Source organism: Achromobacter sp. HZ34 (genome assembly GCF_002209485.1).
Taxonomy (GTDB): Bacteria; Pseudomonadota; Gammaproteobacteria; order Burkholderiales; family Burkholderiaceae_B; genus Bordetella_C.
In genome coordinates this window covers 142,066-155,379 of the sequence record NZ_NJIX01000007.1, presented here as the reverse complement: position 1 = coordinate 155,379, position 13,314 = coordinate 142,066, and the positions used below count along the sequence as shown (strand labels likewise).

At 65.1% G+C, this 13,314-nt stretch carries 10 protein-coding genes; 7 read left to right on the top strand and 3 right to left on the bottom strand.

Annotation, left to right across the window (positions count from 1 at the left end):
* Window positions 1-173 precede the first annotated feature (173 nt).
* Genes CEY05_RS25075 through CEY05_RS25060 form a run of 4 tightly spaced genes read left to right on the top strand, consistent with a single transcriptional unit; the run spans window position 174 to window position 4,987 of the window.
* Window positions 174-950 carry a sterol desaturase family protein gene (locus tag CEY05_RS25075; RefSeq protein ID WP_088600007.1) on the top strand — a complete coding sequence of 259 codons (777 nt, stop codon included), beginning with the start codon at window positions 174-176 and terminating at the stop codon, window positions 948-950.
* The gene (locus tag CEY05_RS25070) at window positions 937-1,968 is read left to right on the top strand and encodes a fatty acid desaturase (RefSeq protein ID WP_088600006.1); all 1,032 of its coding nucleotides are present in this window, start codon (window positions 937-939) and stop codon (window positions 1,966-1,968) included. Before CEY05_RS25075 ends, CEY05_RS25070 begins: the two co-directional genes overlap by 14 nt.
* Before the next feature lie 29 nt (window positions 1,969-1,997).
* Window positions 1,998-4,094, top strand: coding sequence for a StlD/DarB family beta-ketosynthase (locus CEY05_RS25065; RefSeq protein ID WP_088600005.1), 2,097 nt, complete (start codon window positions 1,998-2,000; stop codon window positions 4,092-4,094).
* Window positions 4,091-4,987: a hypothetical protein gene (locus CEY05_RS25060; RefSeq protein ID WP_088600004.1), complete on the top strand. Its 897-nt coding sequence runs from the start codon at window positions 4,091-4,093 to the stop codon at window positions 4,985-4,987. Before CEY05_RS25065 ends, CEY05_RS25060 begins: the two co-directional genes overlap by 4 nt.
* A 1-nt stretch (window position 4,988) precedes the next feature.
* Here the strand turns inward: CEY05_RS25060 and CEY05_RS25055 are convergent, their stop codons facing one another.
* Both CEY05_RS25055 and CEY05_RS25050 read right to left on the bottom strand, forming a co-directional pair.
* A complete protein-coding gene (locus tag CEY05_RS25055; RefSeq protein ID WP_158219420.1) occupies window positions 4,989-5,453 on the bottom strand; it encodes a universal stress protein in 465 nt (154 codons plus the stop codon).
* A gap of 200 nt (window positions 5,454-5,653) precedes the next feature.
* Window positions 5,654-8,794, bottom strand: coding sequence for a hypothetical protein (locus tag CEY05_RS25050; RefSeq protein WP_143220638.1), 3,141 nt, complete (start codon window positions 8,792-8,794; stop codon window positions 5,654-5,656).
* Between the two features lie 328 nt (window positions 8,795-9,122).
* Here CEY05_RS25050 and CEY05_RS25045 point away from each other — a divergent pair, with 328 nt between their 5' ends.
* From CEY05_RS25045 to CEY05_RS25035, 3 genes are all read left to right on the top strand, one after another.
* Window positions 9,123-9,947 (top strand): universal stress protein, encoded by an 825-nt coding sequence (locus CEY05_RS25045; RefSeq protein ID WP_088600001.1) that lies wholly within the window; start codon window positions 9,123-9,125, stop codon window positions 9,945-9,947.
* A gap of 104 nt (window positions 9,948-10,051) precedes the next feature.
* Window positions 10,052-11,131, top strand: a complete 1,080-nt coding sequence (locus tag CEY05_RS25040) for a PAS domain-containing sensor histidine kinase (RefSeq protein ID WP_088600000.1) — start codon at window positions 10,052-10,054, stop codon at window positions 11,129-11,131.
* Window positions 11,128-11,781: a response regulator transcription factor gene (locus CEY05_RS25035; protein WP_088599999.1), complete on the top strand. Its 654-nt coding sequence runs from the start codon at window positions 11,128-11,130 to the stop codon at window positions 11,779-11,781. Before CEY05_RS25040 ends, CEY05_RS25035 begins: the two co-directional genes overlap by 4 nt.
* 69 nt (window positions 11,782-11,850) lie before the next feature.
* Here the strand turns inward: CEY05_RS25035 and CEY05_RS25030 are convergent, their stop codons facing one another.
* A complete protein-coding gene (locus tag CEY05_RS25030) occupies window positions 11,851-13,089 on the bottom strand; it encodes an MFS transporter (RefSeq protein WP_158219419.1) in 1,239 nt (412 codons plus the stop codon).
* Window positions 13,090-13,314 lie beyond the last annotated feature (225 nt).

Below are 13,314 nucleotides of genomic sequence, written 5' to 3'. Positions count from 1 at the left end.
CAAGCAGAACTCCGGGAAGGGTTAGGGAGGCTTTCAAGACGCAGCCGCCTGGAATCTGAACAGCTGGAACAGAAGGACCTGACGGCCCCGCCGCCGGGTCCTTTTTCCTGTTGCCGCCTTGACGATGCCGGTCAGGCGCTATGATTCGCCCTCCTAGTGAAATAAGAAGCATCATGGCACTAGCGTTCCTGGGTTTGTCCGCCTGGCAGGTCATGCTGGCGGGACTGCTGTTCTTCGGCGGCATCTATCTGTTGTTCGGTGCGGCCACGTGGCTGCTGACCCACCACGTCCTGCCCGCCCTTGGAATCGGCCGGCCCCTGGATCCGCGCCCCCTCGCGCCGGGACAGTTGCGGCGTGAACTCGCCCAGTCCGGCGTGTCCGTACTGCTGTTCGGCACCGGCATGATCTTTCCCTGGGGCTTGTTGCAATTGGGCTGGGCCCACCTGGCCCTGGATGCCGGCGGCGCGCGCATCGCGCTGGAAATCCTGTTCCTGCTGGCCTGGAATGACGTGCATTTCTGGATCAACCATCGCCTGCTGCATACCCGCCCGCTGCGGCGCTTCCATCTGCCGCATCACCGGTCCATCGTCACCACGCCCTTTTCGACCTACAGCTTCCACCCGCTCGAAGCGCTGATGCTGGGCAACGTCATCCTGTTGCCCATGGTCTTGCACGACTTCAGCTTCTGGTCGCTGCTGTCGGTACCGCTGTTCAGCCTGTTCTTCAATTGCATAGGCCACGCCAACTACGACTTCTTCCCGCGCGTGTCCTATGCGCATTGGTTCGCAGCCAGCCGCCGGCATCATCTGCACCATGCCTGTTATCACGGCAACTATGGCTTCCAGTTCACGTTCATGGACCGCTTGTTCCGTACGCGGCTGACCGCCGACGCGGCCGCCCGGCAGCTGGATGCCTACGAGCAGAGATCGCATTCCGATGCGCGCGCTTGAAGGATCGGCGCAAACGGAACGGCAGGACCGCGCCGGGCGCCGGGAGCGATCCGGGCCACGCCTGGCCCTGCCGACGCTGCGCCATCGCCGCGACTGGCAAAGCCTGGCCTATCTGGCCGCCCTGCCCGCCCTGGCGGCATGGCAATGGATGCACGGTTTCTGGTGGCCGCTGTACGCGCTGATGCTGTTCCTGACGCTGGGCATAGGCGTGATCCATCACAACCACACGCACTTGCGGATGTGGCACGGGCGCCGGGCCAATCGCGCCACCGACTTCTGGATCACGCTGCTGCAAGGCCATCCCACGTTCGTGTTCTACCCGGCCCACGTGGCGAATCACCACCGGCATCGGCATGGCCCGCGCGATGCCGCGCGTACCTATCGATTCGGCGGCGACACGAACCATCTATGGGGCTACCTGATCCATCCACTGCAGGCGGTGTGGGTGCTATACCCGCTATTCACTGCCTGGCTGGGCCGGCTCAGGCGCCATCACCCAGGCGCCTGGCGCTACTGCATGGCGCAATACGCCGCCTGGCTGGGGCTGTGGGGCGGGCTGCTGGCGCTGCATCCCGCCAAGGCCCTGGTCTACGTGATCGTGCCGCAGCTGCATGGACTGCATTGGCTGCTGGCGACCAATTACCTGCAGCACGCGCATGCCGACGGCGGGCCGCAACGGGGACGGACATTGAGCTATGCGCGCAATTTCGAAGGCCTGCTCAATCCCCTGCTTTTCAATATCGGCCTGCATACGGCGCATCACGAGCACTCGCGCGCGCATTGGTCGGCCTTGGCCCGCCTGCATGATGAGCACTACCGGGCACGCATCCCCGCCACCCTGAATGAAGGCGGCCTGCTGCCTTATATGTTCCGCGTATATGTCCTGGGGTCCTTCAGCGCGCGCTTCCGCACCCGCTCACATATGGCGCCGGCAGGCCCGCCCGGCTCGCTCGTGGAGGAGCAAAGCACCGCGACCGCCGATCCCGCCACCCATTACGCTACCGATAACGTCCGCTAGGACACCTCGTAGTCACCTCAGAGAACACCATGCCTACCCCGTTTCATCGTGTCTATCTGGAAAGCGCCGGCTATTTCATGCCGGGCAGCCCTGTGTCCAACGAAGAAATGGACCGCTACATCGCGCCCTTGAATCGCATCTCCGGCCGCATCAAGCAGCGCATCCTGGCGGAGAACGGCATCAAGCAGCGCTACTACGCGATCGACGCCGAAGGCGCCACCACCATGACCAATGCGCAGCTTGCCGTCGGCGCCATCCGCGACTGCCTGCGACGCAACGAGATCCAGCTCGACGAGGTCTCGTTGCTGGCCAGCGGCTCGTCCGGCGGCGACGCCCTGATGCCGGGGTTCGCCAATATGATCCAGGGCGAACTGGCGGCGCCGCCCATGGAAGCGCTGTCGCTGCACGGCATCTGCGCCGCGGGCGTGGCGGCGATCCAGTCGGCGGCACAGGCGGTGGAACTGGGCGGCCACGCCAGTGCCCTGGCCGTGGCCAGCGAAATGCCCTCGCGCCTGTTCAAGCGTTCGCGCTTTGCCGCACGCGGCTATGACGCCGATTTCGACGCGCATTTCCTGCGCTGGATGCTGTCCGACGGCGCGGGCGCGCTGGTGCTGGGCCAGGGCCGCCGTGCGCTGCCTGGCGTGTCACGCGGCGTGCGCCTGCGGCTGAAGTGGGTGCACCAGCGCGCGTTCTCCGGCGACTATCCGGTCTGCATGCAGCTGGGGCTGTCGGCGGACCGTGCGCGCGGGCACCTGGACTATCCCTCCTGGACCGACGCCGAGGCCGACGGCGCGCTGTCGCTGCGCCAGGACATCCGGCTGCTGCCGCACCTGTTCGACATCGGCATCCATGAATACGCGGGCCTGGTGCGCGATGGCTGGGTGGATCCCCATCGAATCCACCATTTCCTGTGCCATTACTCGTCCGAGAAATTCATCCCGGTGGTGGAGGACCTGCTGGACAAGGCCGGCCTGGCGATCGCGCGCGAACGCTGGTTCAGCAATCTGGCTTGGCGCGGCAATACCGGCGCGGCGTCCATCCTGATCATGCTGGCCGAATTCCTGGAGACGCGCGAGATCCGGCCGGGTGAGCAGATCCTCTGCTACATCCCCGAATCGGGCCGCTTCACGACGGCGTACATGTTGTGGGAAGTCGAAGCGGCGGATGGGACGACGGCTGCGACGTCGGCTGCCACGGATCCAGGTCGCCGCCAAAGCGCGGCGGCAGCCGCCCGCGCCGACGCTGGCGCCCCTGAGCCCGAGCGCGCTTCCGGACCACGGGCCGGAGCCGGAGCCGGAGCCGGGACCGGGACCGGCGCCAGCCACACCGCGTCCGCCGCCGCGGAAGATATCGCCCCGCCGCATGCCCCCGACAGCGCGCCCGAAGGCCTGGGCGCGCTGCTGACGGAGTTGGCGTCAATCTGGCACGACTATCGTTCCCGCGTCTGGCGCACGCCGGTCATCCGTCACTTGCGCAATCGCCGCTTCCAGCCGGCCGATTACGTGAACTGGATGGCCAACTGGATTCCCCAGGTGCGCGAAGGCAGCAAGTGGATGCGCGAAGGCGCCGCATCGCTGGGCCCCGACTACCAGCCCCTTGCCGCGCTGATCGACACACACGCGGGCGAGGAACAGAACGACTTCAAGATCCTGTTCGAGGACTACCGCAAGGCGGGCGGCACCGTCGAGGATATCGACGGCTTGCGCCGCAATCCGGGCGGCGAGGCGCTCAATGCCTACCTGCACAGCCTGGCCGCCACGCGTGACCCGATCGGCCTGCTGGGGGCCATCTACATCATCGAAGGCACCGGCCAGCGCATCGTGCCGGCCCTGCTGCCGCTGTTGAAGGCCAGCCTGGCGTTGCCGCCCGATGCCTTCCGCTTCCTCGAATACCACGGCCACAATGACGAACACCATCTGGCGCGCTGGCTGGCCGCGGTGGAACTGGCGCTGGACTGCGACGACAGCGGCACGGCCGAGCGGCGCATCGCGGAGACGGCGCGCAGGACGGCGGCGCTGTATCTGATGCAGTTCCAGTATGTGATGGAAGATCACCCCGAAGATCACCCCTACGATGGCGCCGGCAGCAACGCCAGTGGCGTCACGAACAAGGACGACGCAGCATGAACCAGGAGCCCGATTTCCTCGCCCAGGGCCACGACCCCGCCGATCCCAATCCCTGGCTGGCCTTGTACCTGGACCGCAGCACGCCCTTGCCGGACCCCGTGAAGAAGGCCTGGCTGACGGATTCCAGCAGCCGCTCGCGCCAATACCTGCTGCCCTTCCTGCGCCCGCTGGCACGTGCCTTCATCATCCTGATCCAGGTCGTGAAGACGTTCCTGCCCAAGCGCTGGTCGCATTCGCGGCTGCTGCATCGCATCCTGGCATGGGGCCTGGAACGCTTCGTCTCACCCGAAGCCAACTGGCTGATCCTGCGGCATTTCCATCTGGGCGCACAGATCCTGGCGTTCATCGCGGCCAACTCGCCGGTCCCCATCACCACCACGCCGCTGGAGCCGCGCAAGATCGAGGACCTGGAAGACGAACTCTTCGTCAAGCACGACCTGAACCTGTTCAATTTCGTCATCCGCCTGAACCAGGCGCTACGCGACGCGGGTGTGGAGATGCAGGCGCCGGCGTCGGTGGACTACTCGATGATCCGCGATCCCGGCTTGCGCCTGGAGGACCTGCCGCACCGGCCAATGAACTTCCTCGACCTGCAAAGCGCGATCGAACTGTTCACGCCGCTGTACCAGTTGATGCTGACGGACAACGACTTCTGGCGCGCGGCCAATTCCCTGCAGCTGGACGAGACCATAGGGATCTACGCGGCCAAGCTGCTGGGGGCGCCGCAGCACCTGATCCTGGTCAACAACAACCATCCGCTGGTGCCCATGTCGACGCTGCGGGCCGGCTACCGGCTGGTGCTGCATGGCCTGTCCACCGAAATGCTGCACAGCCTGCTGATGGAATTGAAGGCCGCCCAGGAGGGCGGCACGGCGCCGGCGCCGATCAGCTGAATCAGCCCTGCTCCGCCACCGCCTTGGCCGGCACCAGCAGCACCGGGCACGTCGCCAGCCGCAGGAAGGCTTCAGCGACGCTGCCCAGCATCATGCGTTGGAAACCGCGGCGGCCGTGGGTGCCCAGCACCACCAGGTCGGCGCCCACTTCCTGCGCCGTGTCCTGCAATTGCTGGGCGATGGTGGGGGAAATGCCTTCCTTGTCGATGAATTGCGCCTTGCCGCGCACTCCGGCGGCCGCCAGGCGTTCGTTGGCGGCCGTCACCACCTTGTTGGCCTCTTCGATCATGGCGTCGCGTACCGGCGTCACGTCATAGACGGCGGTGGTGTAGTAGGCGCTGGAATATTCGATGACATAGACCGGCAGCACTTCCGCGTTTTCCTTGCCGCCAAGGTGCAAGGCGTGCTCGAAAGCGGCCTGGGCCACGTCGCTGCCGTCGAGGGCAACCAGAATTTTGCGATACATGTACAACTCTCCTAGGGTCGACGTTGATATAACCATGATCGGGCGTACGCCGCCTGGACGCCATGATCTGGGTCAATTCCCCCCTCAACCCGAACTGTACCCCCACGCCCGCGATCCAGGCTACCCGGCGGCGCCCCGAGGCTGGCACGGCGCCGGCGAAGCAGGGCAAGGCGGAGGCGGGATCGCCTGAAACGGAATACCTAGAGCGCCGTTTCCCTGGGCGAAGACGGTGCGAATTGGGAGAGCACGGTCTTGCCCGTTGCGAGCACGAGGTCCGTCTTGCTGAGGTGACCAAAGTTGCGGTTGGTGAAGCGCGGGGTCGGGCTGCCATCGCGGCTGCCTTCGCGGCTGCCATTCTGGCTGCTCCCCCGGCTGCCGGGTTCGCTGCCTGATCGAGTACCGGCTTGGCTGCCCTCGCTGTCCGCGTCGCTGGATGCGCTCCCGCCGGCACTGCCCATTTCCCTGTCGGCATGCACCTGCACGAAGGCGCGATACAGGGCTTCGGCGAAGTCTTCGTACACGATGTATTCATCCTTATCGACCAGCAGCTTGACCTCGTCCAGCTTGGGCTGGAAGACATCGATCATGTGTCCGCCGTTCGAGAACGAATACCTTTCCAGCCTTTCCATCATCCACTCCGCGTCATCGGGGTTCAGCAACTGCGCTGCCGGCCTGAGCCAGGTTTCGAAGTCCTTGCCTCTTCCCGATGCGGCATAGGCCTCCATCAGGCTCCTGAAAGCGTGGAGCGTTTCGACAGGACGCGCATCCCGCACCGCGCCGACAACCCTGGCCAGCACGTCACGCAGCAAGATATGCACGACGACCTTGTGCAAGGACTCGCCGGCGACCTCCCGTATTTTTCCGGCGCGCTCGACGACACTGCTATCGGAAGGAGTTTCGAAGAACTTGCCGATCACGTAGTTCCACGCGCGCGTCCACCACCGCCGCTGCTGCCCCGAGAGAACGAGTCCCTTGATCGGATCGTCGAACAGCACCTTGCCGGCGTCTTGCAGTTGTCCCCGGCGACCGGTCGCCAGCGCCACTTCCATCTGCTCCCTCACGTAAGCCCACGCATAATCCTCGCCCTCGCTCCTTGCCAGCTGCTTGATGGAAGCGATCAGGGCCCGCGTTTCGACGTCCAGCTTCCTGGAGGTCCTTGTCCCGCCGTCGGGCAAGAACAGGTTATGCACGACGCGATGCACCCCGCTTGCCACATTCACATGCCGTCGCTGTGCGCGCCGTTCCTGCAGGTCGCGGCCGCTCTTGAACGCGGACTGGACATGGAACCAGATCTCACCGATGACGCGACGCACCACGCCGCCTCGGTGATAGACAAGCATTTCGCCGCGCCGCTCCGGGATCTGCCCCCAGGCAGGAAGGGGGGACCTCGCCATCTTCAGCGCGTGGGCAGTCGCATCGTCCAGCGCGGTTTCTGCCACGCCGCCGCCTGGACCTGCCTGTGCGCCCTGGCGCCTGCGCACCGGCCTGTTGGTGTCGGCCTTGCTGGCATCAGCCATTCTGGCGAGACTCGATTGCACGGCCTGGTTGTCGAACGGAACGACCGCGCCAACAGGCTCCTGTGCAGGCAGCGCGGCGGCGATTCCATTCATGTTGTCGAACAGCCGCTTGCCGAGCAAGTATTGCGCGTCTCCCGCGTCCGGAGATATCCCCGAGCCCGCAAGGCCCAGGTAATGGCGGAAAGCCTCCATGACCTTGCCGACCTCGTGCGCCACGTTTTCCTTCTGGATACCCGCATCGCTCAGATTCAGGGTTGCGGCCATTGCACGCGAGACGGCGCGATCATGGCCGGACAACGATCGCTTCTCCAGTAATTTTCCCAGTGCCAGCAGCGCCGCAATTGGCAACTGTTTGGCGCCGAGCATGCTCCTGGCGATGGTATTTGCCACGTCGGTCTGGACGCACGCAGCGCTGTCGGGATCGGCGCCCAGGGCGATCCTTATGGGTAACTGCATCCATTCCGGCGCGTGCTCCTCGATGACGCGGGCGATATAGTCCTGCTCCGTCTCGCCCTCGTTGTGCAGGCCGCATCGATAGCCCTTGTACAGATCCACGAAGCCGTCGGCGATGACGGGCAGGAGCTCCTTGTAATCCTCACCCCGCATCTGGATCAGCAGACCCGCGTTGAACAAGGCTCCGACGGGCGCCTGCTGCAGCAGGAACTTCATTTGCGCCGTCGCGGCCTGGTCCAGGTTGCTCATCAAAACGTCCACCCGGCGCTTGCGCTCCGCCTTGACGTGGGAGTCCGCGCTGTCGTCGCTGTCACTGCCGCTGTTCCCGTACATGGCCTTGGCCTTGTCGCGAAAATCCTCGTCCCTGGCATAGAGGCGAGTACGATTCAGGCCATAGAGGTCAGCACCCTTGAGCGCATCGCGCAGCGGCTGCACATAGCCCTGGTCACTGGCGGGCAAGCCTGCATGGTCGCAAGTGTCGATGAAAGCGCTCATGCGATCGGCAAAATCCCTCTCGATGGATTTACCGCCGGTCACCGCGGAGGCGGCGCCGAGGGTCACAGGGTCCAACCTGGCCTGGGTAAATACGACGGCCTGGGACATCGTCTGCCTCACTTTTCGGCAGGACTTCCTGAACCTGGAGTTTTGGCGCACCTTCTCCGGCTTGACCACCTTGGTGAACGTGCCCTCCAGGCAACTCAGGAAAGCCTCGGCCGATCTGTGGACGGCCTTTGCCCTCTTTTTCCGCTTTCGCGCGTATTCCTTGGCGTCGGCGGGGCCTGGCCGACCGATTTCCTCGATGTGGGGGCCATCGTGCCCCCGGTGCCGGCTGAACAAGCCCGACAGTGTGCGCTTGAGACTCGCACCATGCCTGGTGCTGCGTGAGCCGATGTCGGCGTTCTCCACGTCCACCGGACGTTCGTCGTGGTGGGACACGACGTTGACGTCCCCGTGATCGAAGGACACGGTTCCCTCGGCGATTGCGTGGCTCGATCCCGTAGACCAGCTCGAAGATGAGCCACGGCGTATCCTGTCGACTTGTCCGAGGCCAGCGGACGGCATGACCGCCCACTGATTGGCCACCTGATTGGCCTCCTGTTTTGCCGCCTCCTTGGCCGCCGCCTTGGCCGCCTTCTTCGCTGCGTGCTTTGCCTTGCTTTCTTCGGACTTCGGCACCAGGAAATTCTTGAGCTTGACCAGGTTTTCCCTGACGCTGTGCGAACGTTTTTTCGAGGCCAGGGGTGCGCTGGCACCGCCAGGCTGAAAGCGCAGGCCGTCGCCCGCGCCGGACGGGGCCAATGGCACCAAGGGCCCGCCTTGGCAGTATGGCGGTTGCGTGGCTACTGGAAGTGAATGTTCTTGAATGGTCATGCGTGGCCTTTTCGATCTGCGTGCGCGATGCCAGGCAAAAAAAGGCATCGCGGGGATGTCTGGTCGGTTCACACGCAAGGGCTCCTGGTTCCCTGCCGCTACGGGCGTACGGCGGGCATGGCGAGAGCAAAGGTTTCAGCTTGTTTAGCTTCGCTTTCGTCCTGGTTACCGCCACATCGCAGCGGTGCGCCGTCACATTTATCAAAACAGCGTTAAACAAGCACCATTCGGCGGCCGCCACCCGCATGCCGTTTGAGCCACATCAATATGCCGCCCGTCCCACGCGCCTACGATCCAGGCTGAAATTTCATGATTGCTGGGGTTGCCCATGTTCAAACGCATCGCCGTCCACCTCGATGACGACGCCGCGTGCACACGCCGCGTGCGGGCCGCGGCCCAGGTCGCCCGCGACCACGAGGCCGCCCTGGTCGGCATCTACACCAGCTACCTGCCGCCGCAATACGCCTATGACGAAGGCATCGTCCCGGACGACGTCTACGCCGTGCTGCAGCGCCGCCTGACGGATAACCGCAAGGCCGCGCACAACTTGCTGCAAAGCGCGGCGCGCGAGGCCGGCGTTCCGGTCCAATGGCGCGCGCCCGAAGGCTTGCCGGCCGAAGCGCTGGCCCGCCATGCGCGCACCTGTGACCTGCTGGTACTGGGCCAGTCCGGCGAAGACGACCCGGAAAGCGTGGTCACCCCCTATTTCACCGAATCCATCATCATGACCCTGGGCCGGCCGGTGCTGATCATCCCCACCCAGGGGGACCTGCCGCCGCTGGGCCGCAATGTCATGTTCTGCTGGGACCAGGGGCGCGAGGCGGCGCGGGCGCTGACCGACGCCGATCCCGTTTTGCGCCGGGCCAACGAACTGCTGGTGCTGTCGGTGACCTCGCGCCCGGTCACGCCGGCCGTGCGGGACGACCTGCACGATTACTTCGCCGCGCACGGCTACCCGCCCCCCCAGCGGCTGATACGCGATGGCCATCAGAACGACGTCGGCCGGCTCATCCTGGAATGCGCCGACGAGCGGGGCAGCGACCTCGTCGTCATGGGCGCCTACGGCCATCACCGCCTGCGTGAATGGGTCATGGGCGGCGCCTGCAGTGCCGTCTTGCGGGCCACCGCCGTGCCGGTGCTGCTGTCGCACTAAGGCGGCGGATCTGGCGGCGGGTCTGCCGGCGCCCCGTGGCGCTCCTGGTTCCCGGACCCCGCCGTATACTTTGATCTCGGCTTTTCTGCGCTCCCTCTTCCGCCATGCCTGCCCCCAGCGAAACCCGTCTCTACGGCATCATCCAATCGGCCATGGAGGCCATCATTACGGTCGATGCCACGCAGACCATCGTCATCTTCAACCCGGCGGCCGAGCGCATCTTCCTGTGCCCCGCCGCCGAAGCCATCGGCACATCGCTCAACCGCTTCATCCCGCGCCGTTTCCACCACACGCACCCGCAGGACCTGGCCCGCTTCGGCCGCACCGGCGTATCCGAGCGGCAGATGGGCGGCGACCGCAAGGTCACCGGCCTGCGCGCCAATGGCGAGGAATTCCCGCTGGAGGCGTCCATCTCGCAATGGGAAGACGAGCACGGCAAGCTGTACACCGTGCAGTTGCGCGACGTCACCGAACGGGAAAGGGCCAACCGCGAACTCGAATCGTCACGCAACGAACTGACGCGTTTGTCGACCGCCATCCAGAACATTCGCGAGGAAGAAAAAACCCATATCGCGCGTGAACTGCATGACGACCTCGGCCAAAGCCTCACGGCCATGAAGATGGGCTTGTCGCTGCTGGAAGGCATGCTGCCGGACGGTGCGGCGGCGGCCCGCGCGCAGGCGGCGTCGCTGCATGCCTTGATCAACGCCACCGTGGCCTCGGTCCGGCGCATCGCCTCCAACTTGCGGCCTGTCATGTTGGATGACCTGGGACTTTTCGCGGCGGTCGAATGGTTAGCACAGGACTTCAGCGAGCGCTACGCTATTGAGACGGATGTTCATATCGGCGATGAGCAGATAGAGTTGGGCCATGAACTCACGACCGCCGTATTCCGTATCGTCCAGGAAGCGTTCACCAACACGGCGCGCCATGCCGGCGCCACCCGCATCACCCTGCGCCTGGAGTGCGACGCACGGCAATGCCGTATCGATATCCGCGACAACGGTGTCGGGGCCACCCCGACGCAAATGGGCAAGGCAGAATCATTTGGCCTGCTGGGCATCCGCGAGCGGGTGCGGCTGCTTGGGGGCACCCTCGTCCTGCAAAGCGAACCCGGACAAGGCTTTCACCTGATAGCCACCGTTCCCACCATCACCACCGACATGGTCGAAAAAACATCATGACGCGCATCCTGCTGGCCGACGATCACACTCTGGTGCGGGAAGGCCTGAAACAGATCCTGGGCATGGCCGAGGGGCTGTCGGTCCAGGGCGAAGCGTCCAATGGCGCCGAAGCGCTGACGCTGCTGCGCCAGGGCAACTGGGACGTGCTGCTGCTGGACCTGTCCATGCCGGGCCGCAGCGGCGTCGAGCTGATACGCCAGATCAAGGATGAATTCCCCCGCCTGCCTGTCCTGGTGCTGACCATGCATGGCGAACAGCAGTATGCCGTGCGCGCGCTGAAGGCCGGGGCGTCCGGCTACCTGACCAAGGAAAGCGCCGCCGCGGAACTGGTGGCAGCGGTACGCAAGGTAGCCGGCGGGGGCGTCTACCTGAACATGGACATCGCCGAGAAAATCGCGCGCGACTTCTCACCCGCCGCCAGCGCCCTGCCCCATCAGCAGTTGTCCGACCGCGAGTACTCGGTCTTCCGCCATCTGGCCATGGGCCGCACCATCGGCGAGATCGCCGCGCTGCTTTGCATCAGCGGCAAGACCATCAGCACCTACAAGACGCGGGTCCAGCAGAAGATGCGGATCAACAACCAGGCGGAGCTGATCCACTACGCCATCAAGCATCGCCTGTTGGACGAGTCCGGCGAGGGCTTTGAATAATTCGCGCCCGACGGCCCCGTCGACCGCACGCCGTCATCTCTCACGCCGTCGTCGTCACGCAGTCGTCCTTCACGCCATCGATGCGGGCCGCCAGTGCTGGCGATACTTCAGCCAGACGATCACCGTGACGCTGATGCCGATGCCGGCGAACACCAGCGCCAGCAGCCAGAAGGCCACCCCGTGATTGAGTACGTAGCCGGACACCATCAGCCCCAGGGGCAGGCCATAGACGGCCATGGAGCGCAGGCCGATCACGCTGCCGCGCAGGGACGGCGCGACATTACCCAGCAGGAAGGCCGCCATCGGAATCATGCACAGGTTCTGGGCCACGCCAGCCAGATAGATGATGCCGAAGGCGAGCGGCAGCGACTTGGTCAGCGCAAAAGCGACGATCAGGGCATGCCAGACCACGCTGAAGCACAGCATCGTCCTGGCGGGGCTGGGCAGGCGGATGCGTGACAGCAGGATGGACGACGTGATGCTGCCGGTGGCCGTGACGGCGATCAGCATCCCCAAGCCGTACTCGTCCATGCCGAAGCGCTCCTTGGCGACATAGGGCAGCAGGCCCGTCACGAAGGGATACGCGGAGAAATTCACCATGAAGGCCATGATCATGGTGGCCGTTTGCGCCGGCGCGCCGCGCACGGAACGCAGCGCAGCCTGGAACTGGCCGAAGACGGTAGCACCGTCCGCGTGCCAGACCGGCCGGTCCATGCGCAGGCTTGCGGTGAAGAAGGCAGCGGTCGCATAAAGCGCCACCACAATGGCGTAGGCCCAGGCCAAGCCCAGGGTGGCCATCAGGGCAGCGCCCGTCAGCGCCCCGCCCATCCGCGCCAGGTCTATCGTCATCCGCGACAGCCCGATGGCGGGCAGCATGACGGACCGAGGCACGATGCCGCTGGTGACGACATTGCGCATGCCCATGTCCGATGGCCGGATCACGCCGCTGAGCGTGGCGAAGCCCAGGGCCAGCCACGGTGTCAGGTTGTCCGTATGCGCGAACAGCAGCAGGACGGCCGCCACCGTGACGTAGTACAGGCGCATGGCCAGCATGGTGTTGCGCTGGCCGTGTCGATCGCACAGCGCGCCGAGCAGCGGCGATACCAGCGTCCCCAGAAACTGCAGCGAGGCGATGGCGGCCATCAGCACCACCGAGCCCGTCTCGACGAGTACGTACCAGGCCAGGGCCAGCGTTTCTATTTCGAAAGCGCAGGAAGTGCTGAGGTCGGCGACCCATTGCCTGCGGTAATTAGGAATCGCGAAGGGGCGGATCGCCGGTTCGGATAGCGTCGGGACGACAGCTGTCACGATGTCCCCCGATCGGTCAATCGGGCAATATCGTCAGGGGTAAATCCAGGAGCACACCTCGCCGTTCTTCTCATGCTTGTCTCCTCAAGCAGGACGTGACGTCAGCGGCCCGCGGCGGCACGCGCCAGGGGGGACTAGCTCATACGGTGCAGACTCATTCGGTGCGGATATTGGCGGCCATCTTAACCATACCTTGCCCCTGCGCGCCACCCCCCGCTTTCCCGC